Below are 23428 nucleotides of genomic sequence, written 5' to 3' on the forward strand. Positions count from 1 at the left end.
ACGGACCCCGGACACGACAAAGCCCCACCGCCGGGGGAATGGCGCGGTGGGGCCTTGTCAGTCGTGACGTGGCCGCGCGGGGAATCCCGCGGGCATCACGACTTACCGGTGCTCAAGAGCTCACTTGGTGGCGAGCTTCTGGCCGACGACGATGAAGTCGGCGTTGGGCACGTATTCCTTGTTCAGGTCCTGCAGCTTCTGGAAGCCGCCCTGGACGTTGAACTTGGAGGCGATCTTGGACAGCGTGTCGCCGGCCACGACGGTGTAGTCACCCGCCGGGTTCGAGTTGGCGACATTGGCGGCGGCCGGGGCCGGAGCCTGCTGCTTGGTGACCGGAGCGGTCGACTTCTTCGGGGTCACCTTCTTGGTGGCCTTCGGGGCGCTCGACTTGGCCTTGGCGGGGCTGGCGGAGCCGCCCTTCTTGCCACAGTGCGGCCACGCGCCGATGCCCTGGCCCTGGAGGACCCGCTCGGCGACGGCGATCTGCTGCTCACGCGACGCGTTGTGCGCGCTGCCGGTGCCACCGTAGGCACGCCAGGTGCTCTGCGAGAACTGCAGACCACCGTAGTAGCCGTTACCGGTGTTGGTGTTCCAGTTTCCGCTGCTCTCGCACTGCGCGATGGCGTCCCAGTTGGTCGCCGACGCGGGGGTCGCGGCGATTGCGAGGGGAGCGCCGACCGCGACACCCGCAATGGCGACGCGGGCGATGTGACGGGTGGCGGCGGACATCTTGCGGTGCTTGCCTCGGTACGACATGTGAGTAAATCTCGCTCCCTGCGCCTACGAGCCTGTGCTGAGGGAAAGACCCGTGGGTCCTGGCCGGCCGTCTCAGGCCGGCTGACTTCGCCTGACGCACGACGCGTCGGCTCGGTCCCCTCGTCCCTGTCCGGAAATGCTTTCGCTCGGGGTTGGGTCCGGGAATCCGTTGGACAGGGCTCGGCGCTACGGGTTCCCGGTGTTGCGTGGTCGGTCGGGGCCAACCGAAAAGCGACGGTACGTAACGAACGGCCTGATCGGAAATTATTCGAGCTGTGACCTACATCACAGTAACAGCACGCAACCCATAACGATTCGGCTGTTTATGCAGGTCAGCGCGCCGTTATCTGGCCGTTTCCTGACCGAGATAATTCACGGATCGTGAGGCTTGCATCACGTGGATTAAGGGATGACTGGCCCATTCGTGCGCCTTCGCGCGCGAATGGGCCGCGCACTTTAGCGAGACCTCAAGAAGTTCGCCAGTCCTGGCAGGTCGTCCGTATTCAGGTGGTCGACCCCGGCGGCGACCAGCTCTTTCCACAACGCGTCGCGTCCTGGCCCGGCGGCGTCCGGCGTGGCCCAGAAGCGCACGCGCTGACCCGCCGCGTGGGCCCGCTTGACCAGATCGTGGAGTTTCGCCCGCTCGCCGGCGGGGAAGGGGCCGTCACCGGTCCAGGTGAAAAGGCCGCTCCAGGAGTCCGAGACGAGTGGCGTGACCCGGCGGTCGGAGCCGATGCCGAGGTCGTTCTCGTCCCTGATCCGGCCGTCGTAGAAGGCGAGCCGGAACTGCTGCCCGAGCATCACGTCCTTGGGCCGCCCGCCGGAGATCACCGCGGTGACGGCCCGCTTCTTCACGTGACCGAACGCGTACAGAGAGAAGAGGAAGGAGTAGCGCGGGTCGTGGAGGCGCTTCTCGAGCGCCGCGTAGGTGCTGTTCGCGTCCCCCTTGACGTCGATCAGCAGCTGGAACTCCGCGCGCTGCCGGTACACGCCGACCCCGTGATTGGCCAGGACGCGCTTGCGCAGCGGCTCCAGGTAGAGCGACTCCAGGGTGCGGTCCGGGCGGGTGTCCGCGAGGTCGTGGGCGACCAGCAGCTGCCCGTCGACCAGGAAGATGTCGGCCTCGACACTGGTGAAGCCCTGCTCCAGCGCGTCGTGCAGCGGACGGGCGTGCTCGTAGTCGTTGTGGCTGTGCGCCTGCGGCAGCGGCCGGACGCCGCGTTCGTGGGCGGACGCCGGAGCGGTCGCGAGGCTCGTGGCGGCGACCGCGGCGAGCAGTGCGGCGAGAATACGGCGGGGAGTGATCACTGGCGCATCCTCGGCTGCTTCGGCGACCGGACGGTGAACTCGAGACGGCGAGCAAGGGACCTTTGCTACCACTTTCGCCGTTCGCGCAGGTCAGCCGCCCGCGAACGGGGGGAGGACGTCCAGTTCGGCGCCCTCGGTCAGCGGCCGCGTGAGATCCCGCACCGCGACGCCGTCCAGCAGGTAGGAGACCGCGTCGAGCAGCTTCGCCAGCTTCTCAGGGTGGAGTTCGCGCAGGCGGGAGACGGCGTCGGCGACGCGGGCGCCGTCCGGCAACGTGACCTTCTCTTCGTCGAGGCCGGTGGCCGCGCGGGCCGAGGCGAAGTACCGCACCACGATGGTCACCATGTCAGCCGCCGATCGCGCTCATCGGCCGGATCGGCTGCGCGAACCCGGCCTCGTTGATCTCGTGCCCGGCGAGCTTGCCCCACATGGTCGCCCGCCAGGCGTCCGCCACCTCTTCTTCGCGCGCGCCCGCGCGCACGAGGGCGCGCAGGTCGGTCTCGTCGTTGCTGAACAGGCACGAGCGCACCGCGCCGTCCGCGGTCAGCCGGGTCCGCTCGCAGGCGCCGCAGAACGGGCGGGTCACCGACGCGATCACACCGACGTCGCCCGGTCCGCCGTCGACCAGCCAGCGTTCGGCGGGCGCCCCGCCACGCGCGGCGGGGAACGGCGACAGCGTGAACTCCTCGCCGAGCATGCCGAGGATCTCTTCGGCGGTGATCATGTCGGCGCGGTTCCAGCCGTGCTGCGCGTCCAGCGGCATCTGCTCGATGAAGCGCAGGTGATAGCCCTCGGCGAGGCAGAACTTCAGCAGCGGCACGGCCTGGTCCTCGTTCAGCCCGCGCATCAGCACCGCGTTGACCTTCACCGGGTCCAGCCCGGCCTCCCGCGCCGCGGCCATACCGGCGAGCACGTGCGAAAGCCGGTCGCGACGCGTGATCTTCTCGAACAGCGCGCGGTCGACGGTGTCCAGTGAGACGTTGATCCGGTCCAGTCCCGCGTCGGCGAGCGATTTCGCGCGCTTCGCGAGCGCGATCCCGTTGGTGGTCATGGAAAGCCGTGGGCGCGGTTCGAGTGCCGCGACCCGCTCGACGATCTTCTCCAAGCCTTGGCGCAGCAGCGGTTCGCCGCCGGTGAGCCGGATGTCGGTGATCCCGAGCCGCTCGACGGCGATCCGCAGCAGGAGCACGAGCTCGTCGTCGGTCAGCACGTCCGCGCTCGGCATCCATTCGAGCCCTTCGGCGGGCATGCAGTAGGTGCAGCGCAGATTGCACTTGTCGGTGAGCGACACCCGCAGGTCGGTCGCCACGCGGCCGAAGGTGTCGATCAGGGCGGGGTTGTCCGGCCTGGGCACGCTGGGACGCCCTCGTGTGCCGGGGACACGGGGAAACCCGAGATCGACTGCTGTCATTGACACCAGACTAACCCCGAAGGGGGCGAAAACCGACTGTCTAGAATTCCTTGGCATCGAATCTGAAGGGTTTCCGGATGGCGAAATATCCGCTCTCGGCGGAGGAATTGGCCCGGTTCGCCCATCTCGGCAGGGAGAGCAGCACGCTGACCGTTCTCCGGCACGCCAGGATCGCCGAGCGGATGGGCCTGTCGGCCACCGATCACCAGGTGCTCGAACTGGCGGGACAGGCGCCGGGACCGTTGACAGCGGGCAGGATCGCCGAACTGACCGGGTTGTCGACGGGCGCTGTGACCGGCGTCATGGACAGGCTCGAAAAGGCCGGTCTCGCCCGCCGCGTCCGCGACACCGCCGACCGCCGGAAGGTCCTGATCGAGATCGTCCCCGGCGCCATGGAGCGGCACGCGCCGCTCTTCGAATCCGCGTACACCACCATGAAGACGGTGCTCGAACAGTTCTCTCCCGAGGAACGGAAAGTGCTGGAGCGATTCCAGAGCGCGGTACTCGACGGCCTCCGCGACGAACTCCCCGGCGATGCTTCGCGTCCATAGCTTTTCCGCATCTGCGGAAGTAACCTTCCGGACATGCCGCAATTCCGGTTGTCCGAGGCCGCTCGTCTGCTCGGCGTCAGCGACGACACCGTCCGCCGCTGGGTGCGCGCCGGCCAGCTGACCGCGTTCGACGACTCGGCGGGCCGCAAGGTCGTCGACGGCGCCGAGCTCGCCGCGTTCGCCAAGGCGCAGGCCGAACAGCCCGATGACCCTTCGAGTGTCGGCCGCTCCGCGCGGAACCGGTTCGTCGGGCTCGTCACCGAGGTGATCACGGACAAGGTGATGGCACAGGTCGAGCTGCAGTGCGGCCCGCATCGCGTGGTCTCCCTGATGAGCACCGAGGCCGTCCGCGAACTCGGGCTGCGGCCGGGGGTGCTCGCGGTCGCCGTCGTCAAGGCGACCACCGTCGTGATCGAAACCCCGGAGGGAAGCCGATGAGGAAGCTCGCCTCCGTCCTGGCCGCGCTGGCGCTGGCCGCGACGGCCTGTGGTTCGGAGGCGGCGCCTCAAGAAGGGGCGAGGACGCTGACCGTCTTCGCGGCGGCGTCGCTGACCGAGTCGTTCGGCGCGCTGGGCAAGCGGTTCGAGGCGCAGAACTCCGGGGTGACCGTGAAGTTCAGCTTCGAGGGCTCCTCGGCGCTGGTCCAGAAGCTGACCCAAGGCGCGCAGGCGGACGTCTTCGCTTCCGCCGACAAGGCCAATATGGACAAGGCCGCCAAGGCCGAGCTGATCGACGGGCAGCCGTCGGTGTTCGCCACCAACCGGCTCGCCATCGCGGTCGGCAAGGGCAACCCCAAGGGCATCAAGGGGCTGGCCGATCTCGCGAAGGACGGGCTGACCGTCGTCGTCTGCGCGCCGCAGGTGCCGTGCGGGTCGGCGGCGAAGAAGGTCCAGCAGTCGTCCGGGGTCGCGCTCAAGCTGGCGAGCGAGGAGCAGGACGTCAAGTCGGTGCTCGCGAAGGTGCGGACGGGCGACGCCGACGCGGGACTCGTCTACGTCACCGATGCGACATCGGCGGCCGCGAACGTGGACAAGGTGGACTTCCCCGAGGCGGCGGGCGCGATCAACGACTACCCGATCGCGGTGGTGAAGGACGCTCCGCAGGCTCAGCTCGCCGGGTTGTTCAGGGACTTCGTCCTCGGTGCGGAGGGCAGGAACGAACTCGCGAAGGTCGGTTTTGGCACGCCGTGACCCAGGCGTGCCCTGGATCCTCTGGCCACCGGCGATCTGCGCGCTGGCGCTGGTGGTCCTGCCGGTCATCGGCCTTCTGGTGCGTTCGGACCTGACGCGCTTCCCGGGGCTCATCACCTCGACGTCGTCGCTGAACGCGCTCAAGCTCTCGCTGCTCACGGCCGGACTGTCCACTGTGGCCTGTGTGCTGCTCGGGGTCCCGCTCGCCGTGGTGCTCGCGCGCTCGGGGGCGCGCGGGGTCCGCGTGCTGCGCGCGGTGGTGCTGCTGCCGCTGGTGCTGCCGCCGGTGGTCGGCGGTCTGGCGCTGCTCTACCTGTTGGGCCGCAAGGGTTTCCTCGGCATCTTGGTGACCACCCTGACCGGTGAGCAGGTGCCGTTCACCACGGCGGCCGTGGTCATCGCGCAGACGTTCGTCGCGATGCCGTTCCTGGTGGTCAGCCTCGAAGGGGCCCTCCGGGGCGCCGGTGACCGGTACGAAAGGGTCGCTTCGACCCTGGGCGCCAAACCGTGGACGGTGTTCCGCCGGGTCACGCTGCCGCTGCTGCTGCCCGCGCTCGGTTCGGGCATCGTGCTGAGCTTCGCGCGGGCGCTGGGCGAGTTCGGCGCGACGATCACCTTCGCCGGCAGCCTGGAAGGGGTGACCCGCACCCTGCCGCTGGAGGTCTACACGCAGGCCGAGGTCGACGTCGACAGCGCGGTGGCGCTCGCCTTGCTGCTCATCCTGGTCGCCGTCGCGGTGATCGCGCTCGCCCGGCCGCGCGCGCTCGAAGGAGTCCGGTCGTGACCCTGTCGGCCGAGCTCGCCCTCCGGCGCGGCGAGTTCACCTTGGACGTCGGCTTCGAAGTTCCCGACGGCGGTGTGCTCGCGCTGCTCGGCCCGAACGGGTCGGGGAAGTCCAGTGTGCTCGGCTGCCTCGCCGGGCTGCTCCGGCCCGGCCGGGCGCGGATCACCCTCGACGGCCGCGAGCTGGCGGGCCTGCCACCGCACGCGCGCGGCATCGGCCTGCTCTCCCAGGACGCGCTGCTCTTCCCGCATCTGTCCGCTTTGGACAACGTCGCCTTCGCTCCGCGTTCGACCGGCGCCGGCCGCGCCGAGGCGAAGAAACGTGCGCGGGAGTGGCTGACCGAAGTGGACGCGCTCGAACTGGCCGGACGACGGCCCGCGCAGCTCTCCGGCGGGCAGGCGCAGCGCGTCGCGATCGCACGGGCGCTGGCGGCCGAGCCGGTACTTCTGCTGCTCGACGAGCCCTTCGCCGCTCTGGACGTCGACGCGGCGCCCGCCATCCGGGGTCTGCTTCGGCGGGTCCTGCGCTCCGGGCCGCCGACCGTGCTGGTCACGCACGACCCCCTCGACGCGCTGGCGCTGGCCGACCACGTCGCCGTCCTCGACGGCGGCCGGATCGTCGAACGCGGCGAGACCCGCAAGGTCCTCTCCGCGCCGCGCACGGCGTTCACCGCGCGGATCGCCGGGCTGAACCTGGTGCCCGGCGTCGCCGCCGAGGACGGTTTGCGCACGTCAGGCGGGAAGTTGGCCGGCATCCCGGCAGAGGGCGTCGTCCTGGGCGAGGCGGCCGTCGCCGTCTTCGCGCCCAGCGCCGTCGCGGTGTACCTGCGGGACGGCGAGCACCGGGGCAGCCCGCGCAACACCGTCGAGGGAATCGTCGACGCGCTCGAACCCCACGGACCGGTGATCCGCGTCCGGGCCCGCGGCGACGACTGGGCGGCGGGCCTCGCCGCCGACCTGACCCCCGCCGCGGTCGCCGAACTGGCGCTCGAACCCGGGACACCGGTCAATCTTTCGGTCAAGGCGGCGTCCGTGGCTGTCCACGCCGTCTCCGATCATTAGGGTGGGACCCATGAACGAGCGCCGTTGGACATACCTCAGCGACATGGATGGCGTGCTGGTCCAGGAGGAGCACCTCGTACCCGGCGCGGACGAGTTCCTCAAGGAGCTGCGCGCCAACGACATCGGCTTCCTGGTGCTGACCAACAACTCGATCTACACCCCGCGCGACCTGCGGGCCAGGCTCGAGCGGACCGGTCTCGACATTCCCGAGGAGGCCATCTGGACCTCCGCGCTGGCGACCGCGAAGTTCCTCGCGTCGCAGCGGCCGAACGGCTCGGCGTTCGTGATCGGCGAGGCCGGGCTCACCACGGCGCTGCACGAGGTCGGCTACGTGCTGACCGAACGCGACCCCGACTACGTGGTCCTCGGCGAGACCCGCACGTACAGCTTCAGCGCGATAACCCGCGCGATCAGGCTCATCGAGGGCGGCGCCAAGTTCATCGCCACCAACCCGGACGCCACCGGCCCGAGCATGGAGGGCTCGATGCCCGCCACCGGTTCGGTCGCGGCGCTGATCGAGAAGGCGACCGGCCGCTCGCCGTACTACGTGGGCAAGCCGAACCCGCTGATGATGCGTTCCGCGCTGCGGCGGCTCGGCGCGCATTCGGAGTCGACGCTGATGATCGGCGACCGGATGGACACCGACGTCCACTCGGGAATCGAGGCCGGATTGCAGACGATCCTGGTGCTCACCGGCATCTCCACGCGGGAGAGCGCCGAGCACTATCCGTACCGGCCGACCAAGATCATCGAGTCCATCGCCGATCTGGTCGGGCGCACCGGCGACCCGTTCGGTGAAGGCTGAGCGACACAGCGGAGGGCGGAGGGCTTATCGTCAGACGATGCACGACGATCAGCCCGCGTCCCCGACCTATGTGGTCGGTGACGTGCACGGACACCGGGACGAGCTGGCCGAAGCGCTCCGGGAGAAGGGGCTGATCGACTCCGACGACGACTGGTCCGGCGGGGAAGCGACGCTCTGGTTCCTCGGTGACTTCGTCGACCGGGGGCCCGACGGCGTCGGCGTCATCGACCTGGTGATGCGGCTGGAGCGGCAGGCCGCGACGGCGGGCGGGCACTGCGGGACGCTGCTGGGCAACCACGAGATCCTGCTGCTCGGGATGTACCACTTCGGCGACACCGAGGTGCCGTCCGACTTCGGTCCGCGCAGCTTCGCCCGCAGCTGGGAGATCAACGGCGGGCTGCTCGAAGACCAGGACCGGCTCACGCCCCAGCACATCGAATGGCTGACTTCCCGCCCGATGCTGACGCTGGCCGCGGACCACCTGCTGATGCATTCGGACACGCTCGAGTACCTCGACTGGGGCGAGGACATCGACGGCATCAACGCGCGCGGCCGCGAAATCCTCGAAGGCAGCGACATCCAGGCCTGGTGGGACGTCTGGCGGCGGATGACCACGCGCTACGCCTTCCGCGGCCCGGACGGCGCCGACGTCGCGCAGCAGGTCATGGACCGGCTCGGCGGCGTGCGGATCGTGCACGGGCACAGCGTCATCGCCGACCAGCTCGGAATCCACCCGGCGCAGATCGAGGGACCGTACCTCTACGCGGGCGGGAAGGCGCTGGGGATCGACGGCGGGTTGTTCGTCGGCGGCCCCTGCCTCATCGTTTCGCTGCCGTGGGAGCCCGAGGACTGAGCCTCACGGCAACGTGAGTGGTGATTCGGGTCGGAGCCATTGCTGTCTGGTCCCGAATGCCTCGGCCCGGTCGTCGCAACGCGGCCACGACTGTCCACAAGGGGGTCGTGAGTGATAAAGAGGGTTAGAACGATCATTACCACTCACGACCCTTGGTGCCGAAGCCTCACGGCAACTCGACGATCTCCTTGCCCAGCGGCATCAGCGAGACCGGGATCATCTTGAAGTTCGCCACGCCCAGCGGGATCCCGATGATCGTGATGCACAGCGCGACCCCGGTCAGCACGTGCCCGATCGCGAGCCACAGCCCGGCGAAGAGGAACCAGATGACGTTGCCGATCGTCGAGGCGGCCCCGGCGTCGCGCCGGTCCACCACCGCGCGGCCGAACGGCCAGAGCGCGTAGGCCGCGATCCGGAACGACGCCAGCCCGAACGGGATGGTGACGATCAGGATGCAGCAGATGACGCCGGCGACGATGTAGCCGAGCGCCATCCACAGGCCGCACAGCACGAGCCAGATGACGTTCAGGATCAGGCGCATCAGACGTGCAGCTCCCCGCTGGCCACGGTGACCGCCTGCCCCGAAAGCAGGACGCGGTCGCCTTCGAGATTCATCCGGACGATGCCGCCGCGGGCCGAGGCCTGTTCGCCGACGAGCTCGTCCCGGCCGAGGCGAGCGGCCCAGTACGGCGCGAGGACGCAGTGCGCGGAGCCGGTGACCGGGTCCTCGTCGATGCCGACGCCCGGCGCGAAGAACCGGGTGACGAAGTCGATCCCGTCCACGTCACCCGGTGCGGTGACCATCAGCCGTCCGTTCCAGTGCGCGCGAAGCGCGGCGAGGTCCGGGGCGAGCGAGCGCACCACGGACGCGTCGTCCACCACCGCGAACAGGTTGTGCTTGCTGCGCCCGACGTACTCGAAGGAGACACCCGGCAGGATCGACGACAGATCGTCGTCCGACTCGCGCGGCGGATCCGACGGGAAGTCCATCGACACCCAGCCGTCTTCGGCGCGGCAGCGTAACTCGCCGCTCTTCGTCGTGAAGGTCTGCTCGCCGCCGAGGACGTGCGTGGTCGCCAGCGTCGCGTGCCCGCACAGGTCGACTTCGGTCTCCGGCGTGAACCAGCGAAGCGACTTCGGGCCTTCGCCTCCGACCTCGACGAAGGCCGTCTCGGCGTGCTTCAGCTCGGCGGCGACGGACTGCATCCAGCCCGCGTCACCCGGCGAGTCCAGCAGCACGACGCCGGCGGAGTTACCGGCGAAGGCCTCGGAGGTGAAGGCGTCGACGATGTAGAGGCGCATGTCTTCGACGATATCGGCCGCGGCCCGACCCGGCCTCCGGGTTTCCCCTGAGGTGGCGTGGCCGCGGTCACCGGCGTTCGACGTTTCCCGCGTCCGCGCCCAGCCCGAGGTAGAGATCGACCCACTGCCGGTCGATGTCAGTGAGGTCGTTGCCGTCGCAATAGGGTTTGGCCCCGTTGGCGGTGTAGTAGCGGAGCAGGGCGAGTGTCTCGTCGGTGCGCTGGAGCTTCTCGTCGGTGTAGCGGCGGCCGGGCGCCCGCGGCTGATGCTTCATGCAGGTCAGCTCGGTCACGACGCCGCCGGTGGTTTCGTCGTCGAACCGGGGGCCGGGATCGGGAGCCGTCCCGGAGCACGCCGTGACGACGGCGCAGAAGAACAGCGCGCCCAGTACCGTTCCGCGGAATCGTCGCGGAGCCCGTCCGACGGTCGCGTGCTCGTTCATCCGCCACCGCCCAGTTTCACCAGCGTGGCCCTCGCCGTCCGCGCGTCGGCCACGGAGAAGTGCGGGTTGATACGCAGGGCTTCGTTGAGTGCTTCGATGGCCTCGGTGGTCCGGCCGAGCCGCGTGAGGACCATGCCACGGTGGTAGGAGAACGAAGCGCTTCGCCAGCCGGTGCTCGCCGCGCGGTCGGCGTAGGTCAGGGCCTCGGCGTTCCGCCCGTTGAGATGCAGCGCCCAGGCGAGGGCGTCCGCGACGAACACGGGTTGCCTGCGTCCCCATTCCGCCTGCGCGTACCTGAGGGCCTGCACGGCGTCGCCGCGGTCCGCGGCGACCAGCGACGTTTCGAGGTCGACGTTCGAGCCGGAGGCCATTTCGAGGCGACGCTGTTCCTCGAAGAGCCGGTAATGGCGTGCGGCGGAGTCCGGCGCGCCCGCCGACGTCAGCAGCAGGGCGTACTCGCGCAGGTTTCCCAAGTTCGGCTGCCGGGTCACCAGATCCTGATAGTCGGCGAGGGCCTGGTCGATCCGCCCGCGAGCCGCGGCGACCTTGGCCCTTCCTTGCCGCAGTGAGGTTTCCTCGGGCGCCGCACGCAGGCCCGCCTCGAAATGGAGCACCGCGGTGTCGAGGTCCCCGTTGTCGAAGGCGAGTTCGCCGAGCAGGCCGCGGCAGAACGCGACGTCGCCGGGATCGGTGGCGCCCGCCAGCGCGCGGTCGAGCGCGTGCCGGGCGTCGTCGACCCTGCCGTGGATTTCGAACTCGTAGGCGGCGCGGGTGAACGAGGGGACCCCCGGTTTGAGGTCGAGCATCCGCTGCAACGCGGCGGCGGCCGCGGTGGTGTCCCCGAGCTGGGTGTAGGCGTCGTTGAGCACGCCGTAGACCTCGGCGTTGTCCGGAAGCGCGGCCTTCGCTTTCTCACCCCACTGGCGAGCGGCGGCGAAGTCGTGCCGCGCGTTGGCCAGCGCCGCCATGCCCGCCAACGCGATCCCGTTGCCGTCGGGCTGCCGCGCCAAGGACTTCCGCAACGCCTCCTCGGCTTTCGGGAAGATCGCCGGGTCCGCCTCGACCCGTGCCAGCTCGACATAGGCGGCGCCGAGTTCGGCCAAGGTCCGCGGATCCCGCGTCCCCTTCGCCAGCTTGGCTTCCGCTGCCCGGATCGCGTGGTCGAGGGTGCTCGTACCACCCCGCGCTCCTTCCGGGACGGCCGGTGGCGGATCGGACGGGACGAGCGCGGCGATACCGACGATGAGCAGGCTCGCGGCGAAAACGGCCGGGAGAACGGCCCGGCGAGAGCGTTTCCCGAATCGGTGGATCTTGGGATCTGTCGTGCTTTCGGAGATTTCGCGGGACATCGCGTCCGCCTTCCGGAAGTGGGGTGGTGGCCGCCGCCGTCGCGGCGGCCACCGGGGGGAGGGGGATCAGCCGGCGGACGACGACGAGTTGACCGCCTTGCTGTTCGGCAGGGCGACGTACGGGAACACCGCCTCGAAGGGGACGTCGTTCCGGTCCACCCGGTCTCCCGCGGCGAGCGCCTTGACGATGCCGCTGACCGCGGCGCCTTCCAGCGCCTGGACGCTGATGTCGAGTGCGTCGTCGGCCAGCCTCCGGCCGTTCGGGAACCCTTGGAGGTCACCGCCGAGCACGCCGAGCCGGTTGGGCCGCGCGGTGACGGGGATCGAGGTGTTCAGGCGAAGCTGCTCCGACGGCGCGAACCGCGCCGGGTCGACGTCGGCGTTGTCGAGTTGCGAGTTGAGCGTCAGATCGATCCGGTCACCGGACTTCCTGGTGATCCCGGTCAGGTAGATCTCGCTCAGATCGTCGCGCGGCTTGGCGGGCGCGGGGATGCCGTAGAACCGCTGGACGAGGTCCGGTACCTCCGGGTTGCTCACCTTGTTCACCAGCGCGGGCACCGTCCGGTCCTGCTCCGGCAGGAGCGAGTTGAACCGGTCCTTCAATCCGGCGGGCACGACGACCTCGTTCACCAGCGGGTTGCCCAGCCGCGAGATCTGGACGTCGGCGCCGAGCGATCGCTCCGCACCGGGGGTGCGCAACGTGATCGAACCGCGTTCGGTGTCGCTCCAGACCCCGATCACGGGGTTACGGGCAGGGTTGCCGCCGAGCGTCAGCGTGCTCTTGGGCACCTGGAGCGCCACGGTGTTCACGTTGAAGCCCGCCACCGTGTCCTGCCCGACCTCGGACAGGTCCTTGCCGTAGAGCAGATCGAAGATCCTCAGGTCGAGGAAGAACGGGTCGTCCGCCTGCCCGGCGAACGTCTTCCCGCCGGGGACCGCGGTGATCGCCTGGTCCCGGAGGGCGCGGTAGTTCGGCATCGAGGCCGGGCCGACGTTCGACGGCGCGACCTTCCCGTTGGTGACCAGGTTCGTGACCCGTCCGGTGGCCCTGTCGATCACCGACAGCGTGTAGGTCTGCCGGAACAACAGATCCTCGTCGTCCAGGGAAGTGACCGGATCGTCGTTGTAGAGGAAGGTGTTGTTCCCTCGCCGGTCGTCGGTGCGGAAGTTCCACCGGTAGGTCAGGTCCGCCTTCGCGTCACCGTTGTTGTCGATGTTGATGTCGTAGTGGGCGTCCGTGGCCCACGGGTAGAAGTTCGGTCCGCCGTTCGGTTCCTCGAACGGATACCAGTTCGCGATCAGGGTCACGGTGTCCGGTCTGTCCGGACTGACGAACGCGTACACGTCGGTGTTGTCCACCGGCGGGTCGCCCGAGATCAGCGGGGCTTCCCGGTGGCTCGACGCGAACGCCGGACCGGCCGAAAGCCCGGCGAGGGCACTCGCCAGAACCGTGGCCACGACCGTGATGGCCGAGGCGGCCGCTCTTCGCCGCGAAACGACGCGGCGGCGAGCAGGATGGGGTGCAGCCATTTCCATTCCCTTCTCGAAACGCGTCGCGGGGAAGGACGGGCACGCTGTCCTCGGCCGGACGCCGGATTCCGATGGTGGGCGCCGACGTCAGTGGGAATGTTGTGGAAGTGTTGTGACGAGCCGGGCGGATCGACGTCTCCACTTGCAGGTGGCCGCGGTCACGCCGCGTTCCTAGACTCGACGCGTCGATGCCGCCGAACGCAGGAGTCTCCATGCCCGACGCCCCCGCAGTACCGAGCTACGCATCGGGAATCTCGGACACCCCGCTGCTGGGGGACACCATCGGCGACGACTTCGACCGCACCGTCGCCGCCTTCGGCGACCGGGACGCGCTCGTCGACCGCGCCGCCGGGAAACGCTGGACCTACACCGAACTCGCCGCCGAGGTGGACGCGCTCGCGCTGGGCCTGCTCGACCTCGGGATCGCCAAAGGCGACCGCGTCGGCATCTGGTCGCCGAACCGGTGGGAGTGGACCTGCGTCCAGTACGCCACCGCGAAGATCGGCGCGATCCTGGTCAACATCAACCCGGCGTACCGCTCGCACGAACTCGAGTACGTGCTCAACCAGGCCGGGATCAAGCTCATCGTGGCCGCGGCGTCGTTCAAGACCTCCGATTACGCGGGCATGATCGCCGAAGCCGGCCCGAAATGCCCGGCGCTGGACCATGTCGTGCTGCTCGAAAGCGCGGAGTGGGCGTCGCTGCTGGAGAACGGGCGCGGCGCGGATCCGGCGCGGCTCGCCCAGCGCCAAGGCGAGCTGTCCGCGGACGACCCGATCAACATCCAGTACACGTCCGGCACCACGGGCTTCCCCAAGGGAGCCACGCTGAGCCACCACAACATCCTCAACAACGGCTACTTCGTCGGCGAACTCTGCAACTACACCGAAGCCGACAAGATCTGCATCCCCGTGCCCTTCTACCACTGCTTCGGCATGGTGATGGGCAATCTCGCGGCGACCTCCCACGGCGCCTGCATGGTCATCCCGGCGCCCGCGTTCGAGCCGAAGGCCACGCTCGAAGCCGTCGCCGCCGAGAAATGCACGTCCCTGTACGGCGTCCCGACGATGTTCATCGCCGAACTGGCCGACCCGGACTTCGCTTCCCACGACCTGTCTTCGCTGCGCACCGGGATCATGGCCGGTTCGCCGTGCCCGGTCGAGGTGATGAAGCAGGTCATCGACCGGATGGGCATGGCGGAGGTGTCGATCTGCTACGGCATGACCGAGACGTCGCCGGTGTCCACGCAGACCCGCGCGGACGATTCAGTGGAACGGCGGGTGTCGACGGTCGGGCGGGTCGGGCCGCATCTGGAGGTCAAGGTCGTCGATCCCGAGACCGGGCTGACCGTGCCGCGCGGCGAACCTGGCGAATTCTGCACCCGCGGGTACTCGGTGATGCTCGGATACTGGGAGCAGGCCGACAAGACGGCCGAGGCGATCGACGCGGCGCGGTGGATGCACACCGGCGACCTCGCGATCATGGACGTCGACGGCTACGTCACCATCACCGGCCGGATCAAGGACATGGTCATCCGCGGCGGGGAAAACCTGTACCCGCGCGAGATCGAGGAGTTCCTCTACACCCACCCGGACATCCTCGACGCGCAGGTCATCGGCGTCCCGGACGAGAAGTACGGCGAGGAACTGATGGCGTGGGTCCGCATGCGCGAGGGCGTGGAGCCGCTGACGGCCGAAGCCGTGCGTGAGTTCTGCGAAGGAAAGCTGGCGCGCTACAAGATCCCGCGCTACGTCCACGTCGTCGACGAGTTCCCGATGACGGTCACCGGCAAGGTGCGCAAGGTCGAGATGCGGGCGGAGTCGATCAACATCCTCGGGCTGGAGAAGGCGGACGCGGCGAAGCACGCTTGATCCCGAGCGGTGTGATCGTTCACAGTTTTCGGACGCATGGGGCGCCGCGACGATGGGCAGCCTGTGAGCGGGACGGTGAGAGCGTCCCGAAGGAAACCCCGCAGTCGTAAGGAAAAGGGGAATTCTCATGCGTACGATTCGCCGCACCCTGGCCGCCTCGGCACTGGCGGTGCCGCTGACGCTCGGAGCCGCCGGTATCGCTTCGGCGGACAGCTATGGCAGCACCGAAGCCCAGGCCGGACCGGACGGCGCAGCGACGCACAGCGTGCAGGCAAGCACCGATCGCGGGTCGAGCTCGTTCCACGAGAACAGCACCGCGGCCGGCCCGGACGGTGTCGCGACCAGCGAGACCCACGCCAGCACCGACGGCGGCCACGACCAGGGCGTCCTGAGCGGCACCCTCGACGCGATCGGCCTCTGACGCGGGAAGCCGAAGGGCCCTTTCCCCGCATGTGATGCGGGGAAAGGGCCCTTCACACCATGAGTTGACACTTCAAGGCAACCTGTCACAGCCCTGGCGCGTGTTCCCTTCGCGGTGGATCCGAACCGCCGCGAAGGGGAGGAAAAATGAAACTCAAGCGAAGCGGAAGAGTTCTCGCCCTGGGCGTCTCGCTCGCCATCCTGCCGCTGATCGCGCCCGGAGTGGCCGCGGCCGCTCCCGCGATCGCCCCGATTGACCTCGGAACCCTGCCGGGGGATCAGTACAGCCAGGTCAACGCGGTCAACGCCGACGGGATCATGGTCGGCTCGTCGACGCCACTGGAAGGCCAGATCAAGTACCACGCGGCGAAGTGGGACGCGCAGGGGCGCATCTCCGCGTTGCCGGCCCTCGGCGGCGAACAGAGCAAGGCGACGGACATCAACCGCGGCGGCGTCGCCGTCGGCTGGGCCCACAAGGACGCGGCCTGGAACCAGGCGGCGGTCAAATGGGCGCCGGACGGCACGGTCACCGCGCTGCCGTACCTGCCCGGCGGTGACTACGCGATCGCGAACTCGATCACCGACGGCGGCGTGATCGTCGGGGCCGGGCGGGCCGCGGACGGGAAGATCCACGCTGTCAGATGGAACCCGGACGGGAAGGTGGTGGACCTCGGCGGGCTGCCGGGCGGTTCGTACGCCAACGCGGAATGGATCACCCCGGACGGCAGGACCGTCGCCGGGATGGCGTCCGACGCCGCCGGGAACAACCACGTCGTGCGCTGGAACCTCGCCGGCGCGATCACCGATCTTTCCCCCGGCAATCCGTACAGCACCCCGGAGGACATGAACGACTTCGGCGTGATCGTCGGAAGTGCCGAGGTGAACGGAAACCCGAAACCCGTGCGGTGGGAGCGCGACGGGCGGATGACCTGGCTCGACTGGCCGGAGACGAACCCGGGCTGGGGGCGCGCGGTCAACAACGCCGGTGTCGTCGCCGGCGGCGGCTATCTGGTGTTCGGCACCACCAACCCGGTCAAGTGGAACCGGGCGGGAAGCCGTACGACGCTTTCTACCGAACGCGGACTGGCCTACGACATCGACCGGCTGGGGACGGTCGTGGGCCTGGAGAACGACATCGCGACGAAGTGGGCCGCTGACGGCCGCCGGACGGTGCTCGGCACTTTGCCGGGCGGTGACTACAGCGTCGCGACCCACCTCGCGCCGAACGGGACGATCATCGGCTTGTCCGACAACGAGAACGGCCGCACGCGCGCCGTCTACTGGCCCGCCGGGTAAGGGGCTGAAGGGAACTTTCCCCGCATGGGATGCGGGGAAAGTTCCCTTCGCCGCGTGAGACGCGGGGAAGGTCCCCTTCAGCTCTCCTCAGGCCGCGGTGTTGGCGGCGGCCGCGGCGATCGCCTTCGCGTCTTCTTCGCCGAAGGTCTCTTCGAGGTTCTCCGGCGAGTAGTCGAGGTCGATCTGCTCCACCGGCATCCCGCGCGCTGATTCGATCGCACCGAGGCGCCGCTGCGCCCGGTCGGCCGCGTACTGGATGATCTCCTCGGGATCGTTGTCGAACGGGATCTCCTCGAACTGGTCCTGCACCCACTGGATCATGCCCAGCGCGTGGGGAAGCAGTTCGCCCATCCGCTGCTGCACCGCGTCCCACAGCGCATCGTCCGCGGCGACGTGACGGCGGCAGGTGAAGGTGCCCCAGGCCATGTGGCGGCGTTCGTCGTCGCCGATACGGCGCACCAGTTCCTGCATTCCCGGCAGGATGTCGTGCTGCGTGCAGATCAGCTGCCACGAGTAGTAGCCCGTCAGCGCGAGACTGCCTTCGATGACGTGGTTGTAGGTGACGCTCGCGCGGATCTGGTTGAGCGGACTGGGATCGTCCTCCAGCGCACGCAACGACTGCGGCAGCTCCTCGTAGAAAAGCTTGCGATAGTGGGGATTCTCCGCGACGTACGGATGCAGGTCCTCGGTCAGCCCGACGGCGTCCATCCAGCGGCGGAACACTTCGGTGTGCTTGGCCTCTTCGAAACAGAACTGCGTCAGGTACATCTCGTCGCCGAAGCGGCCCGTCGCGGACATCGCCCGCATGAACGGCTGGATGTCCTCGGTGACCGCCTCTTCGCCCGCGATGAACTGCGCCACCAGATAGGTCGCCGACCGTTGCTGTTCCGGATTGAGGCTCTCCCACCCCTCGCGTTCACGGGAGAAGTCGATGTCGGCGGGGTTCCAGAACTTGGCGTTGCCCTTGACGAACAGCCGCAGCGGGAACGAGTCCCAGTTCAGCCCGCCTTTGCGCAGTGAGGAAAAACCGGTCCGCAGTTCGGAGAGCGTATCGGTCATGACGTACCCTTCGTGTCACTCCATTGTGGACGAATCGGTGGTCAGCGCCCGGATGGCGGGCGCCAGCACGGCGACGACGGAGGCCGCCGCCTCGTCGGCCGGATGCGTCGGCATGACGAGATGGGACAGGGAAAGCCGCACGACGGTCTCCGCCAGCAGCGTGGCGGATTCCGGGGAGAGCGACGGCTCGAACTCCCGGTACTGCCCGGCCGCGACCTCGGTGGCCGCGGTCAGGATTGGCTCGCCCTTGGTGGTGAGCAGGGGGAGGAGGTCCTCGCCCGCTTCGGTGCCCAGCGTGGTGGCGACGAGCCGGTTCTCCCGGGCGTGCTCGATCGTGTAGACGACGGCTTCGCGGATGCCGGCGCGCAGGTCCGGCGCGTCCTGCACACGCAGCCGGATGCCCTCCAGGAACTCCGACGTCGTCCGGAGGACCACGGCCTCGGCGAGCGCGGCCTTGGTGCCGAACTCGTTGTAGACGGTCTGCCTGCTCACCCCGGCGCGGGCGGCGACGTCCGCCATCCGCAGGGCCGTGTAGCCGCGTTCGGTGAGCAGCTCGGTGGCCGCGTCGAGCAGCGACCCGCGCAGAGAGGCCTTGGTCCGATCGGAGAAGCTCGTGATCTCGCCCACAATCCCAGCTTGACACAGATCGCGTCCATGTCAAAGAAATTGACGGGCACTCGGCCGATGTAAATCAGTCGGTGGGGGCGGCTACCGTGGCCGGGTGGGCATCACCGTGGGGTTCGACCTCGACATGACACTGATCGATCCGCGGCCGGGCATGGTCGCGGTGATGAACGCGCTCGGCGTGGAGTCCGGCTTGCCGCTGGACGGCGAATACTTCGCGGCCAACCTCGGCCCGCCCCTCGACGCCAGCCTTCGCGGCTTCGGGGCGCCGGAGGAGCGCATCCCGGAGCTGGTGGCGCGGTTCCGCGCGATGTACCCGGACACGGTCGTACCCGTGACGGTCGCGATGCCCGGCGCGGCCGAAGCGCTGCACGCGGTCCGCGAGGCGGGCGGGCGCACGGTCGTCGTCACCGGCAAGTACGCCCCCAACGCGAAACTCCACCTGGACGCGCTCGGGCTCGAGGTCGACGTCCTGGTCGGGGAGCTGTGGTCGACGGAGAAGGCCGCCGCGCTCACCGAGCACGGCGCCCGTGTCTACGTCGGGGACCACGTCGGCGACATCCGCGGCGCGCTGGCGGCCGGCGCGGTCCCGGTCGGGGTCACGACCGGTCCGTGCGCCAAGGACGAGCTGCTCGCGGAAGGGGCCGACGTGGTGTTCGACTCGCTGACCGAGTTCCCCGGCTGGTTCAGCTCTTTCGGCGAGCCTCGCGGATCAGGGCGATCAGGCCGAGGGCCAGTCCCAGCGGGGTGATCACGCCCGCCGCGGCGGACAGCCACACCGGCAGGTTCTCCAGACCGGCGGCGAACAGGACGAACACCGCTGTGACGGCGATCATGCCGAGCGCGAACAGGCCGATGCCGACGCGCATGAGGATCGGTTTGCCGGGCTTTTCGGGGACGGCCACAGCGGCCTCCTTTACTGCGGTCTCCATGAAGCAGAGGGTATCCGCCGGTATCCGCTTCTCCACAGGGCGTGTGGCGAGATACGCTTATGGGACGCGCGCCCTGGGTACGCCCCGGGCGCGTTCGTTGTGAGCAGGACAGCAAAGGACTGGTGAGGGAAGTGCCGACCGGCAAGGTCAAGTGGTACGACGCGGAGAAGGGTTTCGGTTTCGTCACCCAGGATGGGGGCGCCGACGTCTACATCCGTAAAGCCGCGCTGCCGCAGGGCGTCGAAGGACTCAAGGCCGGGCAGCGCCTCGAGTTCGGTGTCGCCGACGGCCGCCGCGGCCCGCAAGCGCTCTCCGTCCGGCTGCTGGACCCGCCGCCGTCGGTCGCCGAGGCGCGCCGCCGTCCCGCCGAGGAACTGCACGGGCTCATCGAGGACATGATCAAGCTGCTCGAGCTCAAGGTGCAGCCGGACCTGCGGCGCAATCGCTACCCGGACCGCAAGAACACGAAGCAGATCGCCGAGATCATGCGCGCCGTCGCCCGGGACCTCGATCCCTGATCGGCGCCCCGTCGCCCCAAGCGCGTGAAGGCCCCCTTCCCTCGGCTCAGCCGAGGGAAGGGGGCCTTCACGCGCATCAGCTCAGGAACGGCTCGCGAGCGGTAGCAAAGGTCCCTTGCTCCCTCAGGCGGCCGGCGGCTCGACCTGCAGCGACCAGATCGCCGTGGTGACCGCCTCCGCGTCCTCCGGACGCCCGGTCTGGCTGATCACCGAAGCCTGCGCGACCTCGACGACGAGGATCTGGTCGTCGGGCCGGGGCGTCGTCACGGTGTAGGCGAACCGGTCCAGCGACGTGATGATGTCCTGCTTGAGCTCCTGCGGCTCGCCCTTGCCGTTCACGTACTGCACCGTGACCTTCCACGGCGTCTCCGCGATCGCGCTCGGCACCGAGATCTGCACCGGCTTCCCCGGCCGGATGCGCAGCTTGCCCGCGGCGTCGGGCCGGGTGGTGCACTGCGCGCTCTTGATGTCGCAGGACGCCAGCGGGGCGACGTTCACCGTCTTCCCGTCGGCGAAGAAGGTCACCTCTTCGGGGCCGGGGGCCGTACAACCGGCCACCACGAAACCACCCGCCGCGAGAAGTGCCAAGATACGAAGTCGCCGCATACGGTGAAGATTACGAGCCCGGCCGCCACCGGGAGTCACCGGGCTGCGAGGGGATCGGCGATTCGCTGGTCGGCTCCGGGCGCAGCGGCCGGTCGCCGCCGAGTCCCGGGATCAGCGAAGTGCCGCGCCGGACCATGAACGTCTGCGTGAACCCGAAGGCCAGCAGGATCGAAAGCACCAGGAAGCCGATCCAGTACGTCGGCGGCAGCAGCAGACCGACGGCACCGCCGAAGCACCAGGACATCTGCAGCACGGTCTCCGACCGTCCGAACGCCGACGCGCGCGACTCCTCCGGCAGGTCCTCCTGGATGACGGCGTCGAGGCTGATCTTCGCCAGCGCGCTCGCGGTCGCGCCGACGAGCGCCACGATCGCCGCCGTCGCCAGCCCCGCCGCCACGGTGGCGATGATCGCGATGCCGAGACAGGCTCCGACACAGGCCAGGATCACCTGATCCGGTTTGCCGAAGTGCAGCCGCGAGCCCAGCGCGTTGCCGAGGAACCCGCCCACACCGGCCGCGGCGCCGATGATGCCGAGCAGCAGCAGCTGGTCGAACGGGCTCTGCCCGCTGCCTTCGGCCTGCGCCTTCACCGCGAACGCGGAGAACATCATCAGGAATCCGGTCAGCACGCGGACGGTGCCGTTGCCCCACAGCGAGACGACGATCTGCCGTCCCATCGGCTGCCGCTGCTTCTTGACCCGCCGCTCGGGATGCGCGGACAGCGACGCCGGCACCTCGCCCTCGGTCTTCTCGACCCAGGACGGGATGCGCATCGACTGCACCGCGGCGGCGACACAGATCAGCATGGTGAACCACAGCGCGCCCTGTGAGCCCCAGATCGCGTTGACCCCGCTCGCCAGCGCGCCGAACGCGCCGGCGGCGACCAGGCCGAACACGGTCAGCCGCGCGTTCGTCTTCGAAAGGGTGATCTCCGGCGGCAGCACCCGTGGGGTCACGGCAGCCTTGAGCACGGTGAACGACTTCGAGAGCACCATCATGCCCAGCGCCGCCGGGTACAGGAGCCAGTCGTCGAAGTGCAGCGCCATCACGATCGCCATCAGCGCCTGGCCCGCCGAAGACACGCACATCGCGAGCCTGCGGCCGCGCTGGATCTTGTCCAGCGCCGGGCCGATCACCGGGGCGACCAGCGCGAACGGGGCGATCGTGATGAGCAGGTAGAGCGCGACCTTGCCCTTGCTCTCCCCGCTGGTGGCGGCGAAGAACAAGGTGTTGGCCAGCGCGATCGCCATGGCGGCGTCGCTGGCGTAGTTCAGCATCACCGCGTACGTCAGCGAAGTCAGGCCCGATTTGTCGGCGCCGTCCGCCTTCGTCGCGCGCTGGAAGGCGCCGACGGCTTGTCCGGTCAGCTGACGGCTGCGCATCGCCGCGACCCGGGTGACCGTGATCTTCTTCGGCATCTTCGGCAGGGAGCCCGCGCGCGGCGGGGCAGCGGTCGTCGGATGCTCGTGCGGCTGCTCTTGGGCGACCCGCGGCTCACCCGCGTAACCGCCGGTGTCGTAGTGCTCGTACTCGCCGCTGCCCGGCGGGTGCTCGTCGTAGAACCCGCCCGGACGACGCCGGACGGGTTCGGTCTGCCGCTGCGAGGGATCCGGATACGGCCGCGCGCCGCGGGGAGGGGTCCTCGGCGGGGGCGGCGGTGGTGGTGGCTGGTGGTGCCCCATCGGGATCGCGCTGGTGCGCGCCTCGTCGGCGGTCGGCCCGGCCGGATGCGGCTGGTACTGGGGCTGGGGACGGGCGGCGCGAGGCGGCACCGGCTGCTGGTCGACGCGGGTCGGCGGCGGGGCGGACCAGTCGCGCGCCTGGGCGGCTCCCGGCTCCGGCGTCCACTTCCGCTTGCTCTTGCGGCCACGCTCCTTGCCCGGCCTGCCGGAAGGCGTGCCGTCGGGTCCAGAGTTCGAGCCGAAGATTCCCACGCTTCAATCCTGCCTTACGCGGGTCTCGCTTCGCGCGTTCACCACTGCTTTCTAGGCGGGCGGGACGAATTTCACGCGGAACATCCTTGGCCAGAGCTTGCCGGTGAGCACGAACTCGTCGGTCCCCGGCACCGCCGCGATGCCATTGAGGACGTCGGCGGAGCTCCGTTCCTCGGGAGCGAGCAACCCGGAAGCGTCGATCTCGCCGGTCACGCGCCCGGTCGCGGCGTCGATCCGCAGGATCCGGTCGGTCTGCCAGACGTTCGCGTACACGGAGCCGCCAACGCATTCCAGTTCGTTCAGCTGGTCACGGCCGACACCGACGCCGCCCGTCGGCGCGAAGGTCACGGGGTCGCGGAAGGTCAGCTTCGAAGACCCGTCGCTCATCACCAACTGCCCGTCGCGGTGACACAGCCCCCAGCCCTCGCCGGTGTACGTCACGCGCCTCAGCTCGGCCAGCGTCTTGGCGTCGCGTTCGATCGCGACGCCGTCCTTCCAGGTGATCTGCCAGGCCGTCGGCCCCAGCACGGTGATGCCCTCGCCGAACAGGCCGGGCAGGTCCTGCCGGACCGACGGCGCCGCACCCGCGGGCCCGGCCCGCATCGACGACTTCCCGACCAGGCCGGTCCCCTCGTACAGCGTCTCGCCGGAGAACTCGAGGCCCTGGGTGAAGGCGGCCGGGTCGTGAGGAAGCGTCGAGAGCACCCGCACCTCGAGTTTCTCGGGCGCGGGCGGGGCGGCGTCGCTCACCGGCGCGGCGGCGCAGCCACCGAGGACGGCGGCCAGCAGGAGCGACATGGTCATCGGCGTGCGCACGCGGACAGCCT

27 protein-coding genes are annotated in these 23428 nt (G+C 69.3%); 12 read left to right on the plus strand and 15 right to left on the minus strand.

Translation table 11 applies throughout. The annotated features are described in order from the left end of the window. Positions 1 to 120 precede the first annotated feature (120 nt). From DMH01_RS38875 to moaA, 4 genes are all read right to left on the minus strand, one after another. Positions 121 to 756: a transglycosylase family protein gene (locus tag DMH01_RS38875; RefSeq protein ID WP_125683868.1), complete on the minus strand. Its 636-nt coding sequence runs from the start codon at positions 754 to 756 to the stop codon at positions 121 to 123. A 456-nt stretch (positions 757 to 1212) separates the two neighbouring features. After that, positions 1213 to 2064, minus strand: a complete 852-nt coding sequence (locus DMH01_RS38880) for a phosphatidylinositol-specific phospholipase C/glycerophosphodiester phosphodiesterase family protein (RefSeq protein ID WP_125683870.1) — start codon at positions 2062 to 2064, stop codon at positions 1213 to 1215. 90 nt (positions 2065 to 2154) lie between these two features. After that, positions 2155 to 2409 carry a MoaD/ThiS family protein gene (locus DMH01_RS38885; RefSeq protein WP_199745787.1) on the minus strand — a complete coding sequence of 85 codons (255 nt, stop codon included), beginning with the start codon at positions 2407 to 2409 and terminating at the stop codon, positions 2155 to 2157. Position 2410: 1 nt separating this feature from the next. Continuing rightward, entirely contained in the window at positions 2411 to 3475 is a 1065-nt protein-coding gene (gene moaA, locus DMH01_RS38890; protein WP_199745788.1) for a GTP 3',8-cyclase MoaA, read from the minus strand. Positions 3476 to 3552: 77 nt separating this feature from the next. Between moaA and DMH01_RS38895 the strand changes: the two genes are divergently transcribed. The 7 genes from DMH01_RS38895 to DMH01_RS38925 are packed head-to-tail and all read left to right on the plus strand — an operon-like array spanning position 3553 to position 8719. After that, the gene (locus DMH01_RS38895) at positions 3553 to 4026 is read left to right on the plus strand and encodes a MarR family winged helix-turn-helix transcriptional regulator (RefSeq protein WP_125683872.1); all 474 of its coding nucleotides are present in this window, start codon (positions 3553 to 3555) and stop codon (positions 4024 to 4026) included. 33 nt (positions 4027 to 4059) lie between these two features. After that, the gene (locus DMH01_RS38900; protein WP_125683874.1) at positions 4060 to 4464 is read left to right on the plus strand and encodes a molybdopterin-binding protein; all 405 of its coding nucleotides are present in this window, start codon (positions 4060 to 4062) and stop codon (positions 4462 to 4464) included. Next, complete coding sequence (gene modA / locus DMH01_RS38905; RefSeq protein WP_125683876.1) at positions 4461 to 5216, plus strand: molybdate ABC transporter substrate-binding protein; 756 nt, start codon at positions 4461 to 4463, stop codon at positions 5214 to 5216. The genes DMH01_RS38900 and modA overlap by 4 nt, the downstream gene beginning before the upstream one ends. 16 nt (positions 5217 to 5232) lie before the next feature. After that, positions 5233 to 6000: an ABC transporter permease gene (locus DMH01_RS38910; RefSeq protein WP_125684140.1), complete on the plus strand. Its 768-nt coding sequence runs from the start codon at positions 5233 to 5235 to the stop codon at positions 5998 to 6000. Beyond that, positions 5997 to 7061, plus strand: coding sequence for a sulfate/molybdate ABC transporter ATP-binding protein (locus DMH01_RS38915; RefSeq protein WP_125683878.1), 1065 nt, complete (start codon positions 5997 to 5999; stop codon positions 7059 to 7061). Before DMH01_RS38910 ends, DMH01_RS38915 begins: the two co-directional genes overlap by 4 nt. A 10-nt stretch (positions 7062 to 7071) precedes the next feature. Further along, the gene (locus DMH01_RS38920; protein ID WP_125683880.1) at positions 7072 to 7866 is read left to right on the plus strand and encodes an HAD-IIA family hydrolase; all 795 of its coding nucleotides are present in this window, start codon (positions 7072 to 7074) and stop codon (positions 7864 to 7866) included. A 37-nt stretch (positions 7867 to 7903) separates the two neighbouring features. Then, positions 7904 to 8719, plus strand: coding sequence for a metallophosphoesterase (locus DMH01_RS38925; protein ID WP_125683882.1), 816 nt, complete (start codon positions 7904 to 7906; stop codon positions 8717 to 8719). Between the two features lie 166 nt (positions 8720 to 8885). Here the strand turns inward: DMH01_RS38925 and DMH01_RS38930 are convergent, their stop codons facing one another. The 5 genes from DMH01_RS38930 to DMH01_RS38950 form a co-directional block, all read right to left on the minus strand. Then, entirely contained in the window at positions 8886 to 9260 is a 375-nt protein-coding gene (locus DMH01_RS38930; RefSeq protein WP_125683884.1) for a YccF domain-containing protein, read from the minus strand. Then, entirely contained in the window at positions 9260 to 10021 is a 762-nt protein-coding gene (locus DMH01_RS38935) for a PhzF family phenazine biosynthesis protein (protein WP_125683886.1), read from the minus strand. Before DMH01_RS38935 ends, DMH01_RS38930 begins: the two co-directional genes overlap by 1 nt. A gap of 67 nt (positions 10022 to 10088) precedes the next feature. After that, on the minus strand, positions 10089 to 10463 hold the full coding sequence (locus tag DMH01_RS38940; RefSeq protein ID WP_125683888.1) for a hypothetical protein: 375 nt from the start codon (positions 10461 to 10463) through the stop codon (positions 10089 to 10091). Next, positions 10460 to 11812: a lipopolysaccharide assembly protein LapB gene (locus DMH01_RS38945; protein ID WP_125683889.1), complete on the minus strand. Its 1353-nt coding sequence runs from the start codon at positions 11810 to 11812 to the stop codon at positions 10460 to 10462. The genes DMH01_RS38940 and DMH01_RS38945 overlap by 4 nt, the downstream gene beginning before the upstream one ends. Before the next feature lie 66 nt (positions 11813 to 11878). Next, a complete protein-coding gene (locus tag DMH01_RS38950) occupies positions 11879 to 13342 on the minus strand; it encodes a DUF4331 domain-containing protein (RefSeq protein ID WP_125683891.1) in 1464 nt (487 codons plus the stop codon). A 212-nt stretch (positions 13343 to 13554) separates the two neighbouring features. On the opposite strand from DMH01_RS38950, the gene DMH01_RS38955 reads away from it, so the two are divergent. The 3 genes from DMH01_RS38955 to DMH01_RS38965 all read left to right on the plus strand — a co-directional run bounded on the left by DMH01_RS38955 (position 13555) and on the right by DMH01_RS38965 (position 16929). Continuing rightward, the gene (locus DMH01_RS38955) at positions 13555 to 15213 is read left to right on the plus strand and encodes an AMP-binding protein (protein ID WP_125683893.1); all 1659 of its coding nucleotides are present in this window, start codon (positions 13555 to 13557) and stop codon (positions 15211 to 15213) included. A gap of 127 nt (positions 15214 to 15340) precedes the next feature. Continuing rightward, positions 15341 to 15634 carry a hypothetical protein gene (locus DMH01_RS38960; RefSeq protein WP_125683895.1) on the plus strand — a complete coding sequence of 98 codons (294 nt, stop codon included), beginning with the start codon at positions 15341 to 15343 and terminating at the stop codon, positions 15632 to 15634. Between the two features lie 146 nt (positions 15635 to 15780). After that, positions 15781 to 16929 (plus strand): hypothetical protein, encoded by a 1149-nt coding sequence (locus DMH01_RS38965; protein WP_125683897.1) that lies wholly within the window; start codon positions 15781 to 15783, stop codon positions 16927 to 16929. 87 nt (positions 16930 to 17016) lie between these two features. Here the strand turns inward: DMH01_RS38965 and DMH01_RS38970 are convergent, their stop codons facing one another. Both DMH01_RS38970 and DMH01_RS38975 read right to left on the minus strand, forming a co-directional pair. After that, the gene (locus DMH01_RS38970) at positions 17017 to 17988 is read right to left on the minus strand and encodes a R2-like ligand-binding oxidase (protein WP_125683899.1); all 972 of its coding nucleotides are present in this window, start codon (positions 17986 to 17988) and stop codon (positions 17017 to 17019) included. A gap of 15 nt (positions 17989 to 18003) precedes the next feature. Beyond that, positions 18004 to 18615 (minus strand): TetR/AcrR family transcriptional regulator, encoded by a 612-nt coding sequence (locus tag DMH01_RS38975; protein WP_199745789.1) that lies wholly within the window; start codon positions 18613 to 18615, stop codon positions 18004 to 18006. Between the two features lie 94 nt (positions 18616 to 18709). Between DMH01_RS38975 and DMH01_RS38980 the strand changes: the two genes are divergently transcribed. Beyond that, positions 18710 to 19363 (plus strand): HAD family hydrolase, encoded by a 654-nt coding sequence (locus DMH01_RS38980; RefSeq protein WP_125683901.1) that lies wholly within the window; start codon positions 18710 to 18712, stop codon positions 19361 to 19363. Here DMH01_RS38980 and DMH01_RS38985 read toward each other — a convergent pair. Beyond that, a complete protein-coding gene (locus DMH01_RS38985) occupies positions 19299 to 19544 on the minus strand; it encodes a hypothetical protein (RefSeq protein ID WP_125683903.1) in 246 nt (81 codons plus the stop codon). The genes DMH01_RS38980 and DMH01_RS38985 overlap by 65 nt on opposite strands. Positions 19545 to 19675: 131 nt before the next feature. Here DMH01_RS38985 and DMH01_RS38990 point away from each other — a divergent pair, with 131 nt between their 5' ends. Beyond that, positions 19676 to 20062, plus strand: coding sequence for a cold-shock protein (locus DMH01_RS38990; RefSeq protein ID WP_016337551.1), 387 nt, complete (start codon positions 19676 to 19678; stop codon positions 20060 to 20062). Between the two features lie 123 nt (positions 20063 to 20185). Here DMH01_RS38990 and DMH01_RS38995 read toward each other — a convergent pair whose 3' ends face one another. Genes DMH01_RS38995 through DMH01_RS39005 form a run of 3 tightly spaced genes read right to left on the minus strand, consistent with a single transcriptional unit; the run spans position 20186 to position 23417 of the window. Continuing rightward, positions 20186 to 20650 (minus strand): DUF2771 family protein, encoded by a 465-nt coding sequence (locus DMH01_RS38995; RefSeq protein ID WP_125684144.1) that lies wholly within the window; start codon positions 20648 to 20650, stop codon positions 20186 to 20188. Positions 20651 to 20678: 28 nt separating this feature from the next. After that, positions 20679 to 22601 (minus strand): MFS transporter, encoded by a 1923-nt coding sequence (locus DMH01_RS39000; RefSeq protein ID WP_125683906.1) that lies wholly within the window; start codon positions 22599 to 22601, stop codon positions 20679 to 20681. Positions 22602 to 22652: 51 nt separating this feature from the next. After that, complete coding sequence (locus DMH01_RS39005; RefSeq protein ID WP_125683908.1) at positions 22653 to 23417, minus strand: glutaminyl-peptide cyclotransferase; 765 nt, start codon at positions 23415 to 23417, stop codon at positions 22653 to 22655. Between the last annotated feature and the right edge of the window lie 11 nt (positions 23418 to 23428).

The organism is Amycolatopsis sp. WAC 04182 (genome assembly GCF_003947465.1).
Classification (GTDB): Bacteria; Actinomycetota; Actinomycetes; order Mycobacteriales; family Pseudonocardiaceae; genus Amycolatopsis.

Excerpts from the sequence above, each read along its gene's own strand:
- DMH01_RS38985 (WP_125683903.1), bottom strand. The coding sequence starts at position 19,544 with ATGGAGACCGCAGTAAAGGAGGCCGCTGTGGCCGTCCCCGAAAAGCCC.
- DMH01_RS38950 (WP_125683891.1), bottom strand. The coding sequence starts at position 13,342 with ATGGCTGCACCCCATCCTGCTCGCCGCCGCGTCGTTTCGCGGCGAAGA.
- DMH01_RS38945 (WP_125683889.1), bottom strand. The coding sequence starts at position 11,812 with ATGTCCCGCGAAATCTCCGAAAGCACGACAGATCCCAAGATCCACCGA.
- DMH01_RS38875 (WP_125683868.1), bottom strand. The coding sequence starts at position 756 with ATGTCGTACCGAGGCAAGCACCGCAAGATGTCCGCCGCCACCCGTCAC.
- DMH01_RS38885 (WP_199745787.1), bottom strand. The coding sequence starts at position 2,409 with ATGGTGACCATCGTGGTGCGGTACTTCGCCTCGGCCCGCGCGGCCACC.
- DMH01_RS38900 (WP_125683874.1), top strand. The coding sequence starts at position 4,060 with ATGCCGCAATTCCGGTTGTCCGAGGCCGCTCGTCTGCTCGGCGTCAGC.
- modA (WP_125683876.1), top strand. The coding sequence starts at position 4,461 with ATGAGGAAGCTCGCCTCCGTCCTGGCCGCGCTGGCGCTGGCCGCGACG.
- DMH01_RS38940 (WP_125683888.1), bottom strand. The coding sequence starts at position 10,463 with ATGAACGAGCACGCGACCGTCGGACGGGCTCCGCGACGATTCCGCGGA.
- DMH01_RS38925 (WP_125683882.1), top strand. The coding sequence starts at position 7,904 with ATGCACGACGATCAGCCCGCGTCCCCGACCTATGTGGTCGGTGACGTG.
- DMH01_RS38965 (WP_125683897.1), top strand. The coding sequence starts at position 15,781 with ATGAAACTCAAGCGAAGCGGAAGAGTTCTCGCCCTGGGCGTCTCGCTC.
- DMH01_RS38970 (WP_125683899.1), bottom strand. The coding sequence starts at position 17,988 with ATGACCGATACGCTCTCCGAACTGCGGACCGGTTTTTCCTCACTGCGC.
- DMH01_RS38930 (WP_125683884.1), bottom strand. The coding sequence starts at position 9,260 with ATGCGCCTGATCCTGAACGTCATCTGGCTCGTGCTGTGCGGCCTGTGG.
- DMH01_RS38920 (WP_125683880.1), top strand. The coding sequence starts at position 7,072 with ATGAACGAGCGCCGTTGGACATACCTCAGCGACATGGATGGCGTGCTG.
- DMH01_RS38895 (WP_125683872.1), top strand. The coding sequence starts at position 3,553 with ATGGCGAAATATCCGCTCTCGGCGGAGGAATTGGCCCGGTTCGCCCAT.
- DMH01_RS38955 (WP_125683893.1), top strand. The coding sequence starts at position 13,555 with ATGCCCGACGCCCCCGCAGTACCGAGCTACGCATCGGGAATCTCGGAC.
- DMH01_RS38960 (WP_125683895.1), top strand. The coding sequence starts at position 15,341 with ATGCGTACGATTCGCCGCACCCTGGCCGCCTCGGCACTGGCGGTGCCG.
- moaA (WP_199745788.1), bottom strand. The coding sequence starts at position 3,475 with ATGACAGCAGTCGATCTCGGGTTTCCCCGTGTCCCCGGCACACGAGGG.
- DMH01_RS38935 (WP_125683886.1), bottom strand. The coding sequence starts at position 10,021 with ATGCGCCTCTACATCGTCGACGCCTTCACCTCCGAGGCCTTCGCCGGT.